Here is a 20295-nt window from a genome sequence, read left to right as displayed (position 1 = left end):
CCCTCCAGGTCCAGATCATCGAGCTGCTCACCCAGCTCGTGGGGCAGCGCCCCGACCCAGGGGGCCAGCGCCACACGCTCGAGACCTTCGACGAGGGAGGGTACTCGGTCCCGAACGTGGCGCGGGTGTACGGCTATCCCGATGCGCACGGGGTGCTGATCCAGGAGTACGTCCAGGGCGACGAGTACGCGCTGGACTTCGTCTACGGCGGCGGCGAGTACCGGCTGCTGGCCATCCACGACAAGCCGTACCCCTTCGCCGAGCCGTACTTCATCGAAGGGGCGTACGCCACTCCCTCGCTGCTTCCCGCCGAGGAACAGGACCGGCTGGTCAGGACGTCGGTGGCTGCGCTGAAGGCGCTGGGTGCGTCGGTGGGCGGCGCCCATGTGGAGCTGCGTCTCACCGAGTCCGGCCCGAAGATCATCGAGGTGAACGGCCGGCTGGGCGGCACAAGTGCCTTCGTCCAGGAGTCGATCCGGGAGTCCACGGGTGTGTGGGGGCCCCGCGAGTACCTGCGTGCCGTTCTCGGCGATCCGGTCGACTTCACCGTCAAGCCGGAGCCGACGCCGGCCGGCTTCACACCGGTCCTCGCCGACCGTACGGGAGAGCTCGCCGGATTCGAAGGCGTGGCGGACGCCGAGGCCCTGCCCGGCGTGGTCGCGCTGCGGTGGATGGCCAAGGCCGGCGACCACGTGGTGATCAAGTATCCGGAGAACCCGGTGTCCTGCTTCGTCCTCGTACTCGCCCGCGGTGAGCAGCGGGACGACGTGCTGACGGCGCTGCGGGACGCCGAGAAGCTCCTCAAGCCCGTGTACGCGAACTGAGCGCAGAGGCGGAACCCATGTCGAGTCCGACGAAGAACAGACCGGCGGCGCCGCCGTCGCGTCTCCCTGCGCCGCCCGGCAGGCCGGGTGCGCTGGGAACGAGACATCTGACCATGATCGGGCTCGGTGGGGCGATCGGGTCCGGACTCTTCGTGGGGTCCGGGGCAGGCATCGCCGTCGCGGGTCCCGGCATCCTGATCAGCTTCCTCGGCGCCGGCCTGCTGGCCGTGCTCGTGATGCGGATGATGGGGGAGATGGCGGTCGCCTTCCCCGATGCGGGTTCGTTCTCCGCGCACGCGGAACGGGCGATCGGCAGGTGGGCCGGGTTCACCGTGGGCTGGCTGTACTGGATCCTCATGTCGGTCGTGCTGGCCATCGAGGCCACCGGCGCCGCTGTGATCGTCCATGCGTGGGTGCCGGCCGTCGACACCTGGCTCTGGGTGCTCCTGTTCATGGCCGGGCTGACGGCGGCCAATCTCGCCGCCGTCGGGATGTTCGGGGAGTTCGAGTACCGGTTCGCGTGCCTGAAGGTCGGGGCCATCCTCGGCTTCCTGGTGCTGGGAGCACTGGCCGTGACCGGGGCGCTGCCGGGCCAGGAGGCCGCCGGACTGGGCAACCTGACGGCGCACGGCGGGTTCCTGCCCCGGGGCTGGGACGGGGTGCTCTCCGGACTGCTCTCCGTCGTCTTCGCGTTCGGCGGCATGGAGATCGTCACCCTCGCAGCCGCCGAGTCCAAGGACCCGGTGCACGGGCTGACCAGGGCGATGCGCACGGTGGTGTGGCGGCTTCTGGTCTTCTCCGTGGGCTCCGTCGCGGTGGTGGTCCTGGTGCTGCCGTGGAACGACAGCCAGGTCGGCTCCAGCCCGTTCGTCGCGGTTCTGGAGCACGTGGGGCTGCCCGGGGCGGCGCAGTTGATGAACGTCGTCCTGCTGGCCGCGCTGCTCTCCGCACTGAACGCCAACCTCTACGCGGCCTCGCGGATGGTCCACTCGCTCGCGGAGCGGGGGGACGCGCCGAGGGCGCTGCGCAGGCTCTCCGCGTCGGGAGTTCCGCGGCGCGCCGTACTGGTGTCGGTGGCTTTCGGCTTCGTCTCCGTCCTGCTGAACTTCCAGTGGCCCGACAGCGTGTTCATGTGGATGCTCAACGCGGTGGGTGCGATCGGCCTGGTGGTCTGGATCGCCGTGGCGGTCTCCCAGCTGAGGCTGCGTGCCCAGCTCGAGCGGGAGGCGCCGCAGCGGCTCGTGCTGCGCATGTGGGGGTTCCCGGGGCTGACGATCGCGGCCCTGCTGGCCATGGTCCTCGTCCTGGTCCTCCTTGCCGCCGAAGAGTCCTCACGGCCGCAGGTGGTGGGCACGGGAATCCTGACCGCGGTGGTCCTCGCCGTGGGGGTGATGCGGCAGCGGCGGCACCGTCCCTGAGGGGGCACCGCGGTGGAGGTGTGGCCCCGGGGCGCACGGCGCCCGGGAGTCACGCCTCCGCCGATGCCGCCGCCCCTCCGGTCAGTTCCGCGAGGGTCTGCTCCAGCCAGGCGCGTTCGGCCTGTTGCGCCGCCCTGGCCATGATCAGCATGCCCTTGCGGTAGCGGTCGTCCACGTCCTTGATGCGCGCGGGCGCGCCCGAGTGGCTGAAGAAGCTCGCGGGCTGGGTGAGGAAGTCCAGCCGACGCCGCAGTACGGCCGCCTGCTGTTCCGGTTCCGGCAGCCGGCTCAGGAAGGCGAGCAGCGTGAAGAAGGAGCCGCCGTCGGTGATTTCGCTGGTCTTTGGCTCCGACAGCCGCCGCATCAGCTCCTGCCGCCCGCTCTGCGTGATGCGGAGCACCTGGCGCGTGCGCGCCCCGGCTCCGGAGTCGGCCTCGGCGTGCCGCTCCAGGTGGCCCGCCTCCAGGAGCCGGTTGAGCGCCGGGTACAGGGCGCCGTCGCTGACGGGCCGGTTGTGGCCGATCAGGTCGGAGATGACCTGTCTGAGTTCGTAGGCATGCATGGGTCGCTCGGCGAGGAAACCGAGGATCGAAAGCGCCAGCACGGCTCTCCTTCCGGGGTCGCCTTCAGTCTACCTCTTTTCGAGACACTCTAATCGAGGTATGTTGCTGAGGTACCGACTGCACAGGTCTGGATTGAGGGGTGGTTTGACCGTGCGAGCCGTAACGCTGGACCGCCCGGGCGGCCCTGAAGTGCTGCGCGTGCGTGACCTGGCCCGGCCACGATTACGCGGGGGCTGGGCCCTGATACGGGTCATGGCCCTGGGGCTGAACCGTTCGGAGCTGTTCACCCGCCGCGGGCTGTCCCCCGGCGTTTCCCTTCCCAGGGTCCTCGGCATCGAATGCGCGGGTGTCGTCGAGGAGTCGTCCGACCCCGGGTTCCCTGTGGGCGCGGCCGTCGCCGCCGCCATGGGCGGGATGGGGCGGCAGTTCGACGGGAGTTACGCGCAGTACGCACTCCTGCCCGCGGCGCAGCTGCTGCGGCTCGACTCCGCGCTGCCCTGGACCACTCTGGGGGCGCTGCCCGAGTCCTACCTGACCGCCCACGGATCGCTCGAAGCACTGCGCCTGCGGCCCGGCCACCGGCTGCTGATCCGCGCCGCCACGTCCTCGGTCGGCACGGCGGCACTCGCCCTGGCCGCCGGCCGGAACGTGGAGATCGCGGCCACCACACGAGACCCGCGCAAGGCGGACGCCCTGCGGGCGCTGGGGGCCGACCACGTGATCCTCGATGCGGGAGCCGGTATCAGGGATGCGGTCCGCGCGGTGTGGAGCGACGGCGCGGACCGGGTGCTCGACCTGGTCGGCGGTGCCGCCGTGCTCGACTCGCTGGCGGCACTGAGCGCCGGCGGGAGCGTGTGCAACTCCGGCATCCTCTCCGATACCTGGACCATCCCCGGCTTCGAGCCGCTGGAGGACATCCCCTCCGGCGCCACCCTCACCACCTTCTCCAGCAGTGAGATCAACCGGGGCGGCTGGGCCCAAGGCGCGCTCGACGGCATCGTCCGCGCGGTCGAGTCCGGCGACTGCCCGGTCGCCGTCGACCGGATCTTCCGCCTGCAGGACATGGCGGACGCCCACCGGTACATGGAAGCCAACCGCGCCATCGGAAAGGTCGTGGCCGTTGTCCACCACCCCTGACACCCGCACCGCGCCCGGGAAAGAGGCCGCACTCACCCCCGCCTCGGCCCGCCGGACACTGCTGGGCCTCGGCATCCCGGTCTACCTGGAACTGCTCTCGGGAGTGGTCGCGGGCATCATCGACACGGTCTGGGTGTCCCGGCTGGGAGAGGCCGCGGTCGGCGCGGTCGCCCTCGCCACGACCTTGGAGAACGTGCTCCTCGGCATCATCCTCGTGGCCAACATCGGGGCCACCGTATTGATCGCCGACGCCCTCGGCGCCGACAGGCGGGCCGACGTGCCCGTGATCATGCAGGCCGCCCGGGTGCTGTGGCTGGTGATCACGCCGGCCGTCGTGATCGGAGGCTTCCTCTTGCGCGAGCCGATTGCCAGTCTCCTCGCCGGAGGCGAGAGCGAAGTGGTCCGGCTCACGGCGGAGTTCCTCGCCATCGCCTTCCCCGGGATGGCCGTGTTCTTCGCGCAGAACGTGGTCGACGGCGTCTTCAAGGGCACCGGCGACACCCGGACGCCGATGCGGACGGCGATCCTTGCCAACTCCCTCATCCTGGTCCTCGACCCCCTGCTCATCTACGGAGTCGGCCCGCTCCCTCACATGGGGGTCCAGGGCGCCGCCCTGGGCATGCTCCTCGGCCGCGGAATCGCCCTGTGCGTGAGCGTCGTGCTGCTTCGCCGCAAGCGGCTCACCGACACGGACGGCGCCGAACCGACCCTCCTGCGGTGGCCCGCAGCCCTGCGACGGCTGCTGGCCGTCGGGCTGCCGGCCTCCGGCGACTTCGTCCTGCGCATGGGCATCAGCATGACCCTGGTCGGCGTCGTCGCGCGGTTCGGCCAGGACCCGCTGGCGGCCTACGGCATCGGGTTCAAGGTGCTCTTCTTCGTCACCATGGCCTTCTACGCCGTGCGCCAAGCCGGAAGCATCCTCACGGCGCGCACTCGGGGCGCCGGCACGCCCGCGGAGTTCCTGATCGGGCAGCAGAGCGTCGTGCTGGCCACGCTGGTCGGCGGCGGTGCGGGCCTCGCTCTCGCCTTGGGCGGACGGCCGCTGATGGGGCTCTTCAGCGACTCGGCCGGAGTCGTGGACTCAGGTGGAGTGATGCTGTGGTACCTCCTGCCCTACGTGCTGCTCCTCGCGGGTGTCGTGGGGCTCGGCGGGGTCTTCACCGGGGGAGGCCGGAGTCGGTCGCTGTTCTGGGTGACCCTGCTGGGAGGGGCGGTGCAGCTACCGCTTACTTTTGGCCTGAGTTCTTTGCCGGCCCTGGGAGTGGAAGGGGTGTGGCTGTCGATGATCCTCGGCGTAGGCGCTCAGTATGCAATGTCATACATACTCTTCCGGCGATACTTCGCGACGCCTGCGCCGTAGCGGATTCCGTCAGATACGTGGTAGCAGACCGCTTGCGCTAGCTAGAGTTGACAACTCAGGATGACCTCATAGAAGGGAGGGCCGGCCGATCATGAGCGATGAGGCTGAGCAAACCACCGAAGAGCCGGGAGGGCGCAGCCTCGCCGCCAAGCTCGAACACCTGCTGCGCGTCACGGCACCCGCCGGCCACAAGGCATGTGCAGAACAGTGGTCCGATGTTCGTTACGCCGTCTCTCGTGGAGACGCCCGGAACCGTCGTACTCGGGAGCTCGTGTCGCTCGTGGCTGTCTCTGGCGCAAGAAAGCGGCCCGGTCGGTGACACCCGGTCGGATGGGGGCAGGGGTGTGGAGTAACCCCCGAGGCCTCACCGTGCAGGCAGCACGATCAGCCACACCGTAATGTCGCGACGCCTTTCGGACGCGGTACCGAGCACCAGTGCCCCACTCTTCGCCGAAAGGTGCGCAATCCGCCACGGGCCGCGCCCGCCTGCACAACCCCCTGCGCCTTCTCCATGGCTATCTCCCCGTATTTGCCCTGGTCAGGTTGCAGGCACGGTGCCGATCATGGCAACCAGCACGAGTCACCTCGGCTCAAAACCATGCCTCAATCGACCGGATCGTCAGAGGCCGTCTGGCCCAAAACCATCGCCTTCCGCACTGGGCAGGCCGCTCATGGACGGGTTGTCTGCCGGTGGCCCGGAGCGGTGGGCACCGCTCGGCCAAACATGGCTGGCGAAGAAGGCCAAACCGGCGCCCATCACAGCGTGGAGTCCCTCACCCCACATGGCCGCCCCACCGTTATCGACGCCGACCCGCTCCAGCGAAGAAGCGACTTCATTTGGTGAGTCGGTGGCAACAGATGAGATCACTTCTCAGTGTCGCCCCCGAGGCGGGTGGCCTCCGTGGCCCTACCGGAATAGCCCTGGGGGTGGTGCCAGTTCAGCTGGCCCGACCACCCATGAAACGTCCTGCACATCAAGAGCATGTGGGCAGGGCGGACGCGCGGGCGCGTCTCGGGCAGTCCCGGACCGTCGAGGACGGGGGCGCGGGGAGCCATCCGCGTCCGGCGGCGGCCCTGCGCTGGGCCCGGGGAAACAGCGGGGGACGGGGGCTGTGCACGGCCCGATCGGCTATGCGGGTGGTCATGTCCATTGCCGGAAGGATCAAGCTCTGTGGGGGGTCCGTTCGTGCCGTCTTCGTGTGGAACGTCGGTGATGAAAGCCCTGCCGGAATACCGGCGGGAGCTGAAGAATGGAGCGAGCCATGAGCACTCAACTGCCGCCTGGCGTAGTCCAGATCCTCCCTGAAGGCGCGCCCTGTCCGCCCAAGACCCTGGCCCTGTATCGGGACTACAGCTGCCAGGGCCCGGGGTACGGGATCGGAGCCGGCTTCAACGTGGACCTCACCGAGCTGCCGCTTCCCGCCGGCGGCAGCATGTCCAAGAACGTCTCGTCGTGGGTGAACCTCACGGACGGCGACGCGAAGCTGATCGGCAAGGGTGAGCGCGCGAAGCCCATGTACTGAACATCACCGCCACCAGCACGACGGGTCCCGGGTTCCTTTCCGTCTCCCCTGACCCTTATACGTGGGACAGTTACCGCAACGGCCGCCCCGTCCCACCGCCGCGGCCTCTCTCCTCTGCTCTCAACTGGACGGTCGGCAGGGACGTGCCCAACTTGGTCCAGGCGAAGCCGGGTCGCTACGGCCTCGTTGACTTCTGGAACCAGAGCAGCCGAGAGGCCCACTTCATCATCGACTGGCTCGGCGAGTACGACGCCTACTGATCGGCCCAGATGTCCGAGTTGGTGGAACATTGCGGCCCAACCTCAACGGTCGCATGACACTGCTCGATCGCGAGCTGGTCTCCGCTAACGGCGGCGCTACGGAAGCAGCGATGACATGAAGCCGCTCCCTGTGCCCTTTCCAGTGCGTCGACCGCATCGCCTGCGCGCCCGTGCGCGACATCGGCGGGCCAAACGGGCCCCTTCTCTGCGGTGGAGGCCCGTTTGACCGCTCTCTTCACGGCACTCTTCTTCCCGGCGTTCTCCCGGGATGGCTCCGGCGTGTTCCTGGGTATCTGCCCTGACCTGGCCACTGCCCGCGACCTCTCCCAGGAGTTCGCCGCCATTGCCCGCCAATGCCGCGGCCACGACCTCATTAGCTGGATGTCCCGTGCCCTCAATCAGGGACCACAGCCGATCCAGGGCTTCGCCGCCTTCCTCCAGAACGACTGGGACGACGTCGTCAACGGCTTGACACTGCACTTGAGCTCAGGCGCCGTCGAAGGGCAGGTCACGCGCATCAAGCTGATCAAGCGTCGGTCATACAGACGAACTTCCTTGGCACTCCTGCGCAACCTCGTCCTCACCCCACCACCATGATCTTCAGAGCATCAGAAGCCTTGCCCACGCCTGGCCTTCGCACGCATACGCTCACGAAGCTGGGCCTGGTAGAAGGCGGACTTGTCGCCGCCGAGCCCGAAGTACTCACAGATGTCGGCCACCGTTTCGGCGTCGTCCGCACTACCCGTGAGCCCGATCTGAACGAGCCCCCAGAACCCCTCCTGAGCGTGGCGCCTGCATCCGTCGCCCAAACCCGCACCTTCTGCATCCGGCTCGTCGTCGCTGGAACCCGCAGCCACGAACGACAACGTCTGCAGTAGGACGTCGCGTGCGAGTATCGAGAGGTCGCCCGCCAGCGCGGCCATGATCACACCAACCGCGGGCTGAGTGCACTCGAAGATGATGGTGCTCTCCTCGACATGCCCATCGAGGGTGTATCCGATCATGTCCCGGGGCGTCTCAGCAGTGATGATCGCCTCGATCAGAAGAGGCACATGCTCTGCGGAACCACCGCAGCCGCACTTCAACGAAGCCCAGTCGACCCGCCCCAGTTCTGCGCGTACGAGCTCACTGACCACCACCGCAGCCCCCAACAAGCCATACCGGACCTCGTGCCTCGGCGTTAGCGATCAAGCATGACCAACCGGCGCCAGCGCCATCAGGTACTTCACGAAATATCCGCCACAGCCTTGAAACCGACCAACGTCGCTCGCCGCCTCACTCGGTCCGCCGCCGCTGTACAGCGGCGGATCCAGCCTCTACTCACGACCGGAGCGGGACGGGTCCGACGAGAGCCTCACCGCGGCGGCCCGGCATACTGCAAAAATGAACGCTTCCCTACTTCGTAATCGCAGGCGGCCGCCTAGGGTCTGTTGCGAAAGTGGATCTTGTTCGTTCATGATCACGTCTTGTGGGACGTGGAGATCTGACGAACGGCCAGTGGGCCCGGCTTGAGCCGCTGCTGCCGCAGGGCATCAAGCCGGGTCGGCTGCAGGTGTGGACGCGGCGGCAGCTGATAGACGGCATACGGTGGCGGACCCGCACGGGTGCCCCGTGGCGGGATGTGCCGGAACGCTACGGGCCGTGGGACCGGGTCTATGACCTGTTCCGACGCTGGCAGCGGGACGGAACCTGGGCAGAGATCCTCACCCGGCTCCAGGCCGAGGCGGACGTGAAGGGCCTGATCACCTGGGACGTGAACGTCGACTCGACCGTCTGCCGGGCCCACCAGCACGCCGCCGGGGCGGCGAAAAGGGGGATCTCCAAAAGGAGCCGCCCGGCGGAATGGCCGTCGAGCCGGTCGACCACGGACTCGGACGCTCCCGCGGCGGTCTGACCAGCAAGATCCACCTCGCCGTCGAGCAGGGCCAAAAACCCCTGTCCGTTGTGATCACGGCCGGGCAGCGGGGCGACTCCCCGCAGTTCGAGCCCGTGCTGGAAGCGATTCGGGTGCCCCGAGTCGGACTCGGCAGGCCGCGCAAGCGCCCAGACCGAGTGCGGGCCGACAAGGCGTACGACTCCCGCAGCAACCGCTCCTACCTGCGTAGACGCGGCATCAAGGCCACCATCCCCGTGCCCGCTGACCGGGTACGCAACCGGCAGAAGCTCGGTTCGCGCGGGGGCAGGCCTCCGAAGTTCGACAGAGACGACTACAAGCAGCGGCACGCGGTCGAGTGCGGGATCAATCGCCTCAAGCGCCACCGTGCTGTCGCTACCCGGTACGACAAACTCGCCGTCCGCTACGAAACAACAGTGCTGGTCGCAGCCATCAACGAGTGGCTGTGACCAGCACTTTCACAACAGGCCCTAGCCCAGTCGCCAGCAGCCACCGCTTCGGGAGGCCGCGTGAAGCAGTCTACGAAGGTGCCTGGCGGGAGCAGGCGTCGATTTCGTACGTCTTGGGAGACCGTGTCGGACATGATCAGAGGGTTCGGGATGGGCCGGTGATCAGCCGGTAGGGGAGAGGGCTTATCGTCGAAACGTTTCTGCGAATTCGCGTGCGCCGACTGCCACTGGGGGCAGGAGAATCGCAGTCGCGCGGTGCCGCACCGTAATGCATGCATTTCGCATGCTTGCCTGAAGGGTTCCCGTGCGTCCCACTCGTGCGACGGTCCTGCTGACCGCAGGTCTCGTCACTCTTCTCGGCGTTCCGGCCGCGACAGCCGCCGATACGCCGAACACCCTCTATGTGAACAACGAGGCCGACTCGAACTGCACCGACACAGGGGCAGGTTCGAAGGCGGTTCCCTTCTGCATGATCTCGGCGGCAGCGAAGATCGTCAAGCCTGGTCAGACCGTGCGGATCAAGACGTGGGCGCACTATGACGAGAACGTCGTCATCGACCGCTCCGGGGAGCCGGGCAAGCCGATCACCTTCACCGCCGACACGGAGGACTTCTCCTCAGCGGCTTACCTGGAATTCGGCAGGAGCCTGACCATCAGTGCCGCCTCCCACGTCGCGGTCCGAGGGTTGCACAGCTATGGCGGCGTTCACGTCCGCCGCTCGACGGATGTCGAGCTGGATCGGGTCTACGTCGCGAACGGGAACTCGGCCGGCCTTGTGATCGGCGAGGGAAGTGTGGGCGTGCGAGCCGTCCGGAGCCGTCTCGTCGGTGTCCGTGTCGAGGGCGGAGCGCGGGGCACCGTGCTCAGCCGAAACCACCTCGAGGTCAATTTCGAGAGGGGCGTCGACGTGATCGACGCCCCGGAAACCGCCGTCACCAACAACACGCTCGTTAGCGCCTGCGGTACGACCATCTCGGTCCGTGGCGCCGCCTCGTCCGGTTCCGCAGTTTTCAACAACGTGCTCTTCACCTGGCCTACTAACTGTGCATCGGCCGCGCCCCGAAAGGGCATCGAAGTGGCGGCGAGCGCGACGCCGGGTACCCGCGCCGACTACAACCTGATCACCGGTCCCGAGCTCAAGTCGACGCCCTACACGTGGGGCGGTACCGGTTACCAGACTCCGGCGGCGTTCGCGGCCGCCACGGGACAGGGCGCGCACGACATCCTGGCCCCGGACTTCAACAAGGTGGGGGCGAAGGACGGGTCTCCCACCATCGACTCCGGCGACCCGACGGCACCGGGCGTACTGCCCACCGACATCTATGGGAAGCCGACGGCGGACGATCCGCGCGTGGCCAACACCGGCAAGGACGGCGGTTACATCGACCGCGGTGCCTTCGAGACCCAGGACGTCCTGAAGGGCGTCACGCTGAGCATCGATCCGGCGTGGGCTCCCGCCGGCACCGCGGTGAAGGCGACGGCCGTTCCGGAGGGCCGCTGGCCCACGGGGCTCACCTACCACTACGACTTCGGCGACGGCACGGCCCCGGTCGTCACGAAAGCGACCACCGCCGAGCACGTCTACAGCTCGCCGTGCGCCTGCGTGGCCAAGGTGACGGCGGTCAACGGTGTCGGAGAGAAGGTCTCCTCCTTCGACCAGCCGGCCAAGGTGACCACGGCTGGTCCGCTGACCACGGCTTTCACTGTCACACCCCTCCTGCCGACCTTGTCCGACCCGTTCACCCACCGGCTTCCGCTGACCGTCTCCGTCGACACCGACGACACCGCGGCTCCGTGGCCGGTGACGAGCACGGACGTGGACTTCGGTGACGGCACCAAGGGACACATCGACAACCTGGGCGACCTCAGGCACACGTACAAGATGCCCGGCACCTATGACGTGACCGTCACCATGGAGGACGCCAAGGGCGCGAAGTCCACGGCCAAGCGCAGCGTGAAGGTCGAGTACGCCCCGTCGGGCTATGTGGCAACCGAACCGTTCCGTCTGCTGGACACCCGTACCACCAACGCACCCGTCCAGGGCGGGACGGCCACCACGGTGGCCCTGCCCGTCGGCGGCCTCGCCGTACCGGGTCACCAGCTTTCCGGAAGCATGGCGGTGGCGGTCCTCAACGTGACCGTCACCGGGGCCACCGAGGACACCCACCTCAGCGTCTGGCCCTCGGGCCAGCCGCGCCCGGTCACCTCGAACGTCAACATCAAGGCGGGCGGCACCTCCTCCAACACCGTCACCGTCCCGATCGGCGCCTACGGCACGGTCTCCGCGCAGCTCAACTCCGGCAAGGCCGCGCTCATCCTCGACTTCGTCGGCTACTACCAGCCCAACATCGGGCAGCGCTTCAGCCCGGTCACCCCGACCCGCGTCGTCGACACCCGCACGACCGGTGGCGCGCTGGGCGGCGGCCAGACCCGCACGGTCAAGGTCGCCGGTGTGAACGGCATCCCGGCCGACGCCACGGCGGTTGCCCTGAACCTGACCGGTACCGGTGCGACCGAGCAGGCGCACGTCATCGCCTACCCGGACCCGGCGAAGCGCCCGACGACCTCGAACCTGAACGTGGAGCCGGGCAAGGACAAATCCAACCAGGCGATCGTCCCGGTCGGGCCGAACGGCACCATCACCCTGTTCACCAACTCCGGTTCCACCCACCTGGTCGTCGACGCCGTCGGCTACTACGGCAAGGACGGCAAGGCTTCGTTCACCCCGGTGGTGCCCAAGCGCCTGGCCGACACCCGCACCACGGGCAAGGTCGCCCCAGGCGCCACGACCACGGTGAGCGGCCTGCCGGCCAACGCCATCGGTGCGGCCCTGAACGTGACCGCGACCGAGTCCACCGGCCCCGGCTTCCTGACCGTCCACGGGTTCGGCACTCCGCGCACGAGCGCGAGCAGCCTCAACACCCTGCCCAGTCTCACCGTCCCGAACCACGTCATGACCCCGGTCGGAGACGGCAAGGTCAGCGTCTTCAACAGCTGGGGCGGCAGCAACCACGTGATCACCGACCTGCTCGGCTACTTCACCCAGAGCTAGATGTGTTGTCCCGGGACGTTGGTGACACGCGTGCTGGGTTCTTGAAAGGGATGAGGGCCTCCGGGTTCGGTGTGGATTGCGACATCTACGTCGATCCGAGGAGGCCCTCGTGGTTCACCGTAATGCCCTGCTGACGGAGACCGGCCGACTGCGCCTGGCCGCTGTGTCGTGGACGACGGCTGGCCCGTGCGGCGGGCCGCGGAACGCTTCCAGGTGAGCCACACCACCGCCGCCCGCTGGGCCGGCCGCTACCGCACGCTGGGTGTCGCCGGAATGAGTGACCGGACCAGCCGCCCCCAGCGGCAGGCGCACGAGGAGGCGAAGCAGCGGAAGGATGGCGAGGCCCGGTACGCGGGGGCAGTCCAGGCCGGTACGGGCCTCGGGCCGATCTAGGACGGGGAACAGCTCGGTTCTTGCCCTGCTCTTTCTACGTCACCGGACCCGATCATCAATTCAACCGGGCCATGACCAAGCCCCTCCAGCAGCTCACCCTGACTGCTGGAGGACCGCCCCGCCCGATACCGGCCTCCTGCCAAGGAGGGTGAAGGACTCCGTCGTGACGATCGACTCCCGCTCCGCTTCGGGAAGCCGGGAGAGAATCCCGGGAAGGGAACGCTCCCGCGCTGCTTCGCTGCGGTGCGCCAAGATCGCGGCCCACTTACGATCCAGGCAGTCGCTCACGTCGACCGTCGCGCTGACGTGCTCATCCGGCACGCTGAGCACCTTCTTGCCGACCCGTGTCAACAGCACGCCCAGTTCGCCCACCCCTAAATCCGGGTGCGTCGCGGCGTACAACGCATCGGGCTGCCAGGGAGCCCCGGCCTGCGGGTAGAGGTGCTCCAGGCCCGCTGCGTGGAACGCTAGCAGGGTCGCCTGGTGGGTGCGCAGGTGATCCGGGTGGCCGGTCAGCTGGCCATAGGTGTCGTGGGTGACGACGACCTGCGGCCGTACGGCGCGGATGTGTTCGACGATCAGCCCCGCCACCCCCTCCAGCGGGGCGTCGCAGAGCCGGGGCCGGCCGGGCGCGGAGTCAGGGATGCGGGCATCGGCGAATCCCAGCATTCGCGGCTTGCCCGCCCCGAGGATGTTAGAGCGTCGGCGAGTTCACCGGCTCGGTGGCTGTCGGGCGCCCAGGTGGCGGTGACCACGGCGGTCGCGGCCCACACGGCGGCGTGCTGCGCGAGAACGCCGCCGACCAAGAGGGACTCGTCATCCGGATGACCGACGATGGCCAGCAGGGACGGCCAAGGCGCAGAAGAAGACGAAGGCACGGGTACGACTCTTTCTCTCGAACGCGCTAGGCGGCCGGTGCCGGGCTACCGGCCGGGGAAGGCGTACGGCTGGAAGTGGGCGGGCGGGCGATCGAGCGCGAGGCTGGGGTTCCAGACGGTCAGGCACTGGGCACGAACAGCGGCTGCGGCAACGCGTCAAGGTGCCAGAACCGCCAGGATCCGATGGCTTCCTCTCGTTGCTGGGGAATGCCGGACCACCGGGCGATCAGGACAGGCACCGTCAGCCGTACGACGTCGCTCACCCGGTCCAGAAGCGTGCCCAGCACCTCCACTTCGTCGGGCGCGGCCACGAGGCCGGTCTCCTCGCTGAGCTCGAGGACGGCGGCCTCGGCGAAGGTCCCGCCCGGCTCGACAGTCCCGCCGGCGAGCTCCCAGGTACTACGCCGGTGTCGGCCGAGCAAGACGCCGTCCGTGCCAAACACGATCACCCCGACCCCGACCCCGACCCCGAGCGCGGTGTTCGGCGACGGAGGTGCGTCGGTGCGGGGCGACTCGGCACGCGTTCCGGACGGCGGGCCGTGTAGAGCCGGTAGGACACCGCGTTGTCCACCGTCGGGGAGTTGATCGCCGTGACCGATTCCAGGGTGAGGCCGTGCTGGACCAAGAGGTCTTCCCACAGCTGCACGCTGAGGACCCACATGTTCACGGGGTGATCCTTGGTTGTGCCGGGCAGTCGCAGGATCTCAGGGCGCGGGGTCACCTCCTTCGAGGGCCCGGCACCGTCCGAGTTGGTGTGCAACGCGGAGAAGACCAAGCGCCCGCCCGGTTTGATTCCGTCGGCCAGAGCGGGCAGCAGCCGGTTGGGGTCCAGGTACGGCACGGAACCGACGGAGTAGATCAAGTCGTACGGGTCGGCAGCGCTCAGGTGGGCCACCGCGTCGGCGCACACCAGGTGCAGACCGGGATGGTTGGGGTAGCGGGTGAGAGCGCGCTGGTGCTGGGCGGGTGAGGCGTCGACGGCGGTGACCTTGGCGCCCAGGGCGGCCAGGTTCGCGGCGTGCCGGCCGAGTCCGCTGCCGAGGTCGAGGACATGTAGTCCCGCCACCTCGCCGAGCACCTTGATGCCGGGGCCGGTCTCCGGGATTCCCCAGTCCCACCGGTCCAGCTCGGGCAGCTGAAGTCCTCTGGTGATCTGGTGGGTGCCGTAGGTATTCCAGATTTCGACGGTGTCCTGCTCGGTGGTCACCAAGTCCTCCATCGGAAAGAGGGGAGTGGGGTCAGGGGTGCAGGGCGTAGCAGCGGAGAACGTCGAGGTCGGCGGTCTGGACGGTGGACCAGCCGGAAGTGAGGGTTTCGGTCTCGGCGGGGCTGATCCCGAGGCTGTGGAGGGGGTCGGTGTCCTCGCGGCGTCCGGCGATCTCGGTGACCACCCAGAACGTCCCGCCGGGGACAAGGAGGTGGCGGACGCGGTTGACGAAGGCCGCCTTGTCGTCCATCCACCGGTAGACCAAACGGCACGTGATTAGCGCGTACGCGGGCTCCGGCAGGCTTGTGAGGTCGCTGGTGGCGATGTCGACGCACCGCCATGCGGGACCGGATCCGGGGTCTTCGTCGTGGGCGGCGGCGAGTGCGACGGCGCTGGGAGAGATGTCGATGCCGGTGGTGCGGTATCCGAGCTCGTGGTGAAGGTGGCGGGCCAAGGTGCCGTCGCCGCAGCCGATGTCGAGGGCCGGGCGTCCGCGGCCGGGGCCGACGAATTCGTCGATCAGCCGGTTCTCGGGGCCGTCGAGCTGCCGGTACCGACGGCCCTCTGCCCAGAGCGGTTCCCAGTACGCGGCGGTCGAAGTCGTCGTCATGATGCTCCTTCACGGGCGGGCGGCACGGTGGTGCGCGTGGGCGGGACGGGCATGTCCCGCAGGGCGCGGACAGGGGAGACGAGCAGAAGGATCACGGGGACGATCTGTAGGACCGCTCCGACGGTGAGGGTGCCGCGGACTCCGAGGAAGAGGCCCAGGGCGCCGGCGGCTGCGGCGGCGAGGGGCCGGGCTCCGGCGGTCACCGTGGTGCTCGCGGCCTGCATGCGGCCCCGGAAGCGGGGCTCGCACAGGATCTGCCTCAGGGACCTCTGGCTCGTCCCTGAGGCTGTGGCCCAGAACAGCTGAACGGCCAGCGTCCCGGCGAGCGCCATCTGCCAGCGCAGTCCGGGTCCGGCGAGCAGGAGGGGGATCTGGGCCAGCGGGCTGACCGCGAACCCGAAGATGATCGTCGGTCCGATTCCGATCCGGTACGCGATGCGCGGAGCGAGGAGCGCCCCAGCCAGGCTGCCCACGCCGCCGACGCCCATGATCACACCCAACGCCGTCGGGGATACGTGCAGGTCGGCGAGGAGGTAGTACGCCCAGTACGTGTTCATGACTCCCAGGCCGAAGCTGAGCGTGGACAGGGCCGCGATCACCGTGCGGATCGTGGGCTGCCCGATCACGTAGCGCAGACCCTCCCCGATGTCCCGCGCGAGGCTCCGGCGGCCCTCGGTCGGCGGGGCGACCGGCTCGGGAGTGCGGATGCGCCACACAAGCAGCGCGGAGACGACATAGGAGAGGATGTCGGCGAGGAGCGAGTGGGCAGCGCCGATGGCGCCGACCAGCGCGGCACCCGCGTTGCTCCCCGCGCTGTCGGCCACCGACGAGGCCGCGCCGAGCCTCGAGTTCGCGCGCTGCAGCAGATGAGGTTCGACGAGGACAGGTAGGTAGCTGATGGCGGCCGCGTCGTGCACGATCTTTGTGATCCCCAGGACCACGGCAACCGCGTACAGCTGGCCGATGCCGAGCACCCCCGCGATGGCGGCGGCCGGGATGGTCGCGAGACCTGCGGCGGCGGTGAGGTCCGCGGCGATCATCTGAGGGCGCTTGGCGTACCGGTCCGAGAGCGCGCCGGCCGGGAGAGCCACGACGGCGTTTGGCAGCTGGCCGAGGAAGGCGAGCGCGGCGATCTGGGTGGTGGAGGCGTGGAGCTCGAGTACGGCCAGGGTGGGAAGGGCGACGGTGCTGACCGCAGATCCGGACAAGCTCGCGCACTCGCTGGCGACCAAGCGGCGCAGATCCGGGGAAGTGACCTTCGCGGCCTTGGCCGTCTGGCTGGAGGTCGTCACCCCGCCTCACCGTCCAGCAGTTCCGCGGCGATCACGTTGGCGTAGAACCGGCCGGTGGCGAAGTGGGTCAGCACCGCATGGGTGAAGGGGTGGCAGTCGGGCGGCGGAGCGGCCGGGTCGACCCACACCAACTCGGTATGCGTGCCCGGCTCGCGGTTGTACGGGGTGCCCTGCCACTCCCGCACCGTGAAGGCGGCGCCGATCACCCGCTCACCGTCCGGTGCGTGGAAGTGGAGCAGCTGGCAGAACCGCAGGCGGTCCGGGGTGATGTGGATGCCGACTTCCTCGGCGAGCTCGCGCGCTGCTCCCTCGTCGAGGAACTCGCCGTCTTCAAGGCGCCCTCCGACGACCGTGAGCATCCCGGGGGAGTGCCACGACGTCGCCTGGTGCCGGACGGTCAGGATCCGGTCGTCGGAGGGACGCTGGAGCAGGACCATGACGTTGCCGATACTCCGGTGTACGGCGCTCAGGGCCGGTCCTCCCTCATGAGCCGGTCCAGGGTCCGCCGGCCTCGCGCAGTGACCTCGCCGTCGCCGTCCGGGTGACGGCGAACAGGCCCAGCGCGGCCAGTACGCCCGTGCTGATCTGGCACGCGAGCAGCCCGGCTGTCGCGCCCCGGTCCACCCGCCACGCCATCCGCGGCGACCGGGGCACCAGCACGGGCAGGCGCCGCGCCATCGTGGTCGTCGTCATCTGTGCGCCGGCTTGGAGTCGGGACTCGTCCCGGTATTGGAACTCCTCCTCCTGCGCTGCGCCCCCGGTGCCCGGTGGAGTCCGCTCCGCTTCGTCGGTGCTCGCCTGTGGCTGTGCTGCCCGAGGTCAAGTCGATCCTCCTGCGGTCGGTCACGGTTGGTCCGCGAGGCTCAACGACGCAGCCGGGATATCGAACACACGTTTTTCGGTCGGTCCTGAAGTCCCGGGATAAAGGGTTCGAGGGACTGTGGGCACTGCACCGATCCAGTTCCTGCAACGGGACTGCCACCAAGGGTGGTTGGCCGAATCGCCGAGGTTCCCAGCGCCGTACGCCAGCGGGCGCGTTGGTGCGTATGGGGCCAGGCGGACTTGTAGAGTGCGGGGCTTCCGTCACGCCACGACCCCTGTGGAGTCGACTGTGCACATGCTTGGTGGCCGCCTTCGAGCGGCCGGTCTCGACGGAACCCTTCCTTGGGCCGTGTGGAGGGCGAGGACCTGTGGGGATCAATGATTCCGACATCGCGGGAGTGCTCACCGCCTACCTTGAGCGCTACCCGCAGGATGCCCGACAGCTGGCCGAGCCGCTGCGGCGGTTGGCCGAAGGCCGGGGGTTCGCCTCGCGGCGGACCTTCCCGATGCACGTCACCGCCGGCGCGCTGCTGGTCCGGGACGGCGCCGAGGTCCTCCTGATCGAGCACCTCGCGTACGGGGTCACTTTGCAGCCAGGTGGCCATCTTGAGCCGACCGATAAGACGCTGGTCGGCGCGGCGTTGCGGCAGCTGTCCGAGGAGACCGGCCTCGACCCCGGACAGGTCGTCCCCGTCTCGGCGCACCCCGCCTATGTCGAGTTCGGTCAGGTGCCGGCCAGGCCCGCGAAGGTCGAGCCGGACCACTACCACCTGGATTTCGGCTATGTCTTCGCGACGGCCGACGCCGAGGTCGGGCGTATCCAGGAGTCCGAGGTGACCGGGGCCGCCTGGTACCCGCTGGATCTGGCGGAGCGCCTCGTCGGGCCCCGGATCGCGCGGACGGTCACCACACCGACCGCAGTCAGGTAACGCCTTCCGCCACCGGAAGCTCTCGTGGCGGCCCGCTGGTGGGCAGAAAACATGCCGTCGTGGCAGACGCGGGGACAAGTGCGTTTGGTGGGGGCCGGCGCCGTTGAGTGCCTATAGGTTGTTCGCGTTGACGGATGACGTGCCGGGCAGATCGCCGGTCTTCAGGTCTCCCATGACGGCGCTCGCGACGGTTCCGGCATGGTCGTCCGTGCCGTACCCATAGGCGCGGGCATTGCCTCGGTCACCGCGGCGGGCCAGGGACCCTCCGTCGGGCGCGGGCCTGAGCCAGAGCTCGAACTCCAGCTCACCGAATTCGAAGTGCACGGTGTCGTCTGCGACACGTCCTTGAACGAGGTGAGCAAGTTCTCCTTTACCTGGGACTGCTGCGGCTGGCGGCTCGTGGGCATGGCGACGGACTGGATCGGTGACGGGGCCTGCAAGGAGGGATCCCGGCACACCGCCCTCCATATCGGGCCGGAGATGAACTTTCCCCGGTCCGTGCGGCCGACGGCAGGTCTGCGGACCCGGATCTCGGTGCGGTTGATGATCCCGGTCTGTCCGCTGGCGCCGAGGTGGCCGATGACCTCGGCGCGGGTGCGGAGCCGGATGCCGGGCGCGATGGTGCAGCCACGGTTGCCAGCAGGGACCACACCTCGCCGCTCGCCCGGGTGATCGTGGAGCGGTCAACGCCAAACAGCAGGCCAGCACGTCGTGAGTGGCACCGTGGCGAAGGTGAACGAGCGTGGCCAGAAGCCGGTCGATGAAGACCAGCGGGTGCTTTGCACCAGCGCCAACGGCCCGTTGCCGTGACCTGGACTCCAGTCTCGCCTGGTGTAGTTCGTGCCATGACGGACCTACCTCGGCAACGAGTTCGGCGATCACATCGGCCGAAAGTCCTGTGATCTTCGATCGCTGATGATTGCTGCACGAGACCCGTTCCCCACCACGCGAACATGATCAGGGATCAAGCCCCACCGCCGCACCAACTATGCACGAACTCGTTAGGTCAGGATGGCGGCAGCGTTCGTTCATGTGGCTTTGCGCCTCGACGCCCTCAAGGTGCATGGGAGGGCTCATTGCCCGCTACTGGGCGGAGGCCGACCCTTTCACATGATTCTCGATCTGCTTTCGCACCTCGGCGTCCCCCACTACGATTCGCGTGGTCGCCGGCCTGTCGGCGACCTGTGTGGCGGTGACCGGCCCACGAGCCTGTTCTGGTGCTCCACCTTCACCGGAGGCGTATTCGAATACCATGGCGTTCTTGCTGCACAGGAGGGATGCCCAGCTTTGCGGATCTCCGGCGCCGGAGGCGCTGTTGTAAGGGCCCGCGGGGTAGTTATTGGTTCCCTCGCCGCGGGCAGGCCACTTCGACACCAAATGAATTCGATTCACATTGACGTCACCTTTGGAAGTAGCGAGAATTCCACAGGAGTCACCGTTTACGTAGGCGATGAGGCGACTTTGCCCGTATTGAAGCTCAGAAATGATCTTAACGGGACCCGCTATATCCGCCAGCGGATCACCAGCCACAGAGATCGAGTCGAGCTCGTTCAGCGCAGCGGGCTGGGTACCGTCCGAGGATGTTCCCATATCCGGTCCGCCACCGCTTTCACACCCTACGAGTAAGAAGATGAGAGCGGCCCCGATGACCAGTGGTTGTTTGTTTTTAGCCATGGGGCCGCAC

19 protein-coding genes and 2 pseudogenes are annotated in these 20295 nt (G+C 68.4%); 11 read left to right on the top strand and 10 right to left on the bottom strand.

Annotation, left to right across the window (positions count from 1 at the left end; genetic code table 11):
• Positions 1–38 precede the first annotated feature (38 nt).
• Both BGK67_RS33780 and BGK67_RS33775 read left to right on the top strand, forming a co-directional pair.
• Positions 39–824 carry an ATP-grasp domain-containing protein gene (locus tag BGK67_RS33780; protein WP_069924374.1) on the top strand — a complete coding sequence of 262 codons (786 nt, stop codon included), beginning with the start codon at positions 39–41 and terminating at the stop codon, positions 822–824.
• Between the two features lie 17 nt (positions 825–841).
• Positions 842–2242 (top strand): amino acid permease, encoded by a 1401-nt coding sequence (locus tag BGK67_RS33775; RefSeq protein ID WP_069924373.1) that lies wholly within the window; start codon positions 842–844, stop codon positions 2240–2242.
• Between the two features lie 49 nt (positions 2243–2291).
• On the opposite strand, the gene BGK67_RS33770 is transcribed toward BGK67_RS33775, so the two are convergent.
• Positions 2292–2846, bottom strand: a complete 555-nt coding sequence (locus BGK67_RS33770) for a PadR family transcriptional regulator (protein ID WP_069924372.1) — start codon at positions 2844–2846, stop codon at positions 2292–2294.
• 58 nt (positions 2847–2904) lie between these two features.
• On the opposite strand from BGK67_RS33770, the gene BGK67_RS33765 reads away from it, so the two are divergent.
• The 4 genes from BGK67_RS33765 to BGK67_RS33745 all read left to right on the top strand — a co-directional run bounded on the left by BGK67_RS33765 (position 2905) and on the right by BGK67_RS33745 (position 7682).
• A complete protein-coding gene (locus tag BGK67_RS33765; protein ID WP_069924371.1) occupies positions 2905–3942 on the top strand; it encodes a zinc-binding dehydrogenase in 1038 nt (345 codons plus the stop codon).
• Positions 3926–5302 carry an MATE family efflux transporter gene (locus BGK67_RS33760; protein WP_079154732.1) on the top strand — a complete coding sequence of 459 codons (1377 nt, stop codon included), beginning with the start codon at positions 3926–3928 and terminating at the stop codon, positions 5300–5302. Before BGK67_RS33765 ends, BGK67_RS33760 begins: the two co-directional genes overlap by 17 nt.
• Before the next feature lie 1262 nt (positions 5303–6564).
• The gene (locus tag BGK67_RS33750; protein WP_069924369.1) at positions 6565–6825 is read left to right on the top strand and encodes a hypothetical protein; all 261 of its coding nucleotides are present in this window, start codon (positions 6565–6567) and stop codon (positions 6823–6825) included.
• 482 nt (positions 6826–7307) lie between these two features.
• A complete protein-coding gene (locus BGK67_RS33745) occupies positions 7308–7682 on the top strand; it encodes a transposase (RefSeq protein ID WP_069924368.1) in 375 nt (124 codons plus the stop codon).
• An 11-nt stretch (positions 7683–7693) separates the two neighbouring features.
• Here BGK67_RS33745 and BGK67_RS33740 read toward each other — a convergent pair whose 3' ends face one another.
• Entirely contained in the window at positions 7694–8221 is a 528-nt protein-coding gene (locus BGK67_RS33740; protein WP_141754150.1) for a hypothetical protein, read from the bottom strand.
• A 332-nt stretch (positions 8222–8553) separates the two neighbouring features.
• Here BGK67_RS33740 and BGK67_RS37005 point away from each other — a divergent pair.
• From BGK67_RS37005 to BGK67_RS37000, 3 genes and pseudogenes are all read left to right on the top strand, one after another.
• Positions 8554–9428 (top strand): IS5 family transposase gene (locus BGK67_RS37005; RefSeq protein WP_279628741.1). Its coding sequence is split into 2 segments (ribosomal slippage): positions 8554–8898 and positions 8901–9428, totalling 873 coding nucleotides; the frame shifts between segments, so codons are not numbered across the junction.
• A gap of 304 nt (positions 9429–9732) precedes the next feature.
• Entirely contained in the window at positions 9733–12480 is a 2748-nt protein-coding gene (locus BGK67_RS33725) for a PKD domain-containing protein (RefSeq protein ID WP_141754149.1), read from the top strand.
• A 109-nt stretch (positions 12481–12589) separates the two neighbouring features.
• Positions 12590–12777: pseudogene (locus BGK67_RS37000) on the top strand (leucine zipper domain-containing protein); the annotation flags it as partial.
• Between the two features lie 189 nt (positions 12778–12966).
• On the opposite strand, the pseudogene BGK67_RS33715 reads toward BGK67_RS37000, so the two are convergent.
• The 7 genes and pseudogenes from BGK67_RS33715 to BGK67_RS33690 form a co-directional block, all read right to left on the bottom strand.
• Positions 12967–13751 (bottom strand): annotated as a pseudogene (locus tag BGK67_RS33715) (PIG-L deacetylase family protein).
• A gap of 119 nt (positions 13752–13870) precedes the next feature.
• Complete coding sequence (locus tag BGK67_RS41065) at positions 13871–14173, bottom strand: NUDIX domain-containing protein (RefSeq protein WP_347878464.1); 303 nt, start codon at positions 14171–14173, stop codon at positions 13871–13873.
• A gap of 23 nt (positions 14174–14196) precedes the next feature.
• Positions 14197–14958, bottom strand: a complete 762-nt coding sequence (locus tag BGK67_RS41060; protein WP_347878463.1) for a class I SAM-dependent methyltransferase — start codon at positions 14956–14958, stop codon at positions 14197–14199.
• A 31-nt stretch (positions 14959–14989) separates the two neighbouring features.
• Positions 14990–15568, bottom strand: coding sequence for a class I SAM-dependent methyltransferase (locus BGK67_RS33705; protein WP_069924363.1), 579 nt, complete (start codon positions 15566–15568; stop codon positions 14990–14992).
• Positions 15565–16860, bottom strand: a complete 1296-nt coding sequence (locus tag BGK67_RS33700) for an MFS transporter (protein ID WP_069924362.1) — start codon at positions 16858–16860, stop codon at positions 15565–15567. The genes BGK67_RS33705 and BGK67_RS33700 overlap by 4 nt, the downstream gene beginning before the upstream one ends.
• Entirely contained in the window at positions 16857–17297 is a 441-nt protein-coding gene (locus tag BGK67_RS33695) for an NUDIX domain-containing protein (protein WP_069924361.1), read from the bottom strand. Before BGK67_RS33695 ends, BGK67_RS33700 begins: the two co-directional genes overlap by 4 nt.
• 46 nt (positions 17298–17343) lie before the next feature.
• Positions 17344–17553, bottom strand: coding sequence for a hypothetical protein (locus BGK67_RS33690; protein WP_069924360.1), 210 nt, complete (start codon positions 17551–17553; stop codon positions 17344–17346).
• Positions 17554–18050: 497 nt separating this feature from the next.
• Between BGK67_RS33690 and BGK67_RS33685 the strand changes: the two genes are divergently transcribed.
• Both BGK67_RS33685 and BGK67_RS39275 read left to right on the top strand, forming a co-directional pair.
• Positions 18051–18611: an NUDIX hydrolase gene (locus BGK67_RS33685; RefSeq protein WP_069924359.1), complete on the top strand. Its 561-nt coding sequence runs from the start codon at positions 18051–18053 to the stop codon at positions 18609–18611.
• A 198-nt stretch (positions 18612–18809) separates the two neighbouring features.
• On the top strand, positions 18810–19283 hold the full coding sequence (locus BGK67_RS39275) for a hypothetical protein (RefSeq protein WP_167739667.1): 474 nt from the start codon (positions 18810–18812) through the stop codon (positions 19281–19283).
• Between the two features lie 411 nt (positions 19284–19694).
• On the opposite strand, the gene BGK67_RS38445 is transcribed toward BGK67_RS39275, so the two are convergent.
• Positions 19695–20285 (bottom strand): hypothetical protein, encoded by a 591-nt coding sequence (locus tag BGK67_RS38445; RefSeq protein ID WP_141754148.1) that lies wholly within the window; start codon positions 20283–20285, stop codon positions 19695–19697.
• Between the last annotated feature and the right edge of the window lie 10 nt (positions 20286–20295).

This window comes from Streptomyces subrutilus (assembly GCF_001746425.1).
Taxonomy (GTDB): Bacteria; Actinomycetota; Actinomycetes; order Streptomycetales; family Streptomycetaceae; genus Streptomyces; species Streptomyces subrutilus_A.
The sequence above is the reverse complement of the archived record's forward strand: the minus strand, read 5'-3'. Positions and strand labels throughout refer to the sequence as shown.

What these genes read in the sequence shown, in the direction of transcription:
- BGK67_RS33695 (WP_069924361.1), bottom strand. Translation starts at nt 17,297, where the DNA reads ATGGTCCTGCTCCAGCGTCCCTCCGACGACCGGATCCTGACCGTCCGG.
- BGK67_RS33705 (WP_069924363.1), bottom strand. Translation starts at nt 15,568, where the DNA reads ATGACGACGACTTCGACCGCCGCGTACTGGGAACCGCTCTGGGCAGAG.
- BGK67_RS33750 (WP_069924369.1), top strand. Translation starts at nt 6,565, where the DNA reads ATGAGCACTCAACTGCCGCCTGGCGTAGTCCAGATCCTCCCTGAAGGC.
- BGK67_RS33775 (WP_069924373.1), top strand. Translation starts at nt 842, where the DNA reads ATGTCGAGTCCGACGAAGAACAGACCGGCGGCGCCGCCGTCGCGTCTC.
- BGK67_RS33690 (WP_069924360.1), bottom strand. Translation starts at nt 17,553, where the DNA reads ATGACGACGACCACGATGGCGCGGCGCCTGCCCGTGCTGGTGCCCCGG.
- BGK67_RS33765 (WP_069924371.1), top strand. Translation starts at nt 2,905, where the DNA reads ATGTTGCTGAGGTACCGACTGCACAGGTCTGGATTGAGGGGTGGTTTG.
- BGK67_RS39275 (WP_167739667.1), top strand. Translation starts at nt 18,810, where the DNA reads ATGGTCGTCCGTGCCGTACCCATAGGCGCGGGCATTGCCTCGGTCACC.
- BGK67_RS38445 (WP_141754148.1), bottom strand. Translation starts at nt 20,285, where the DNA reads ATGGCTAAAAACAAACAACCACTGGTCATCGGGGCCGCTCTCATCTTC.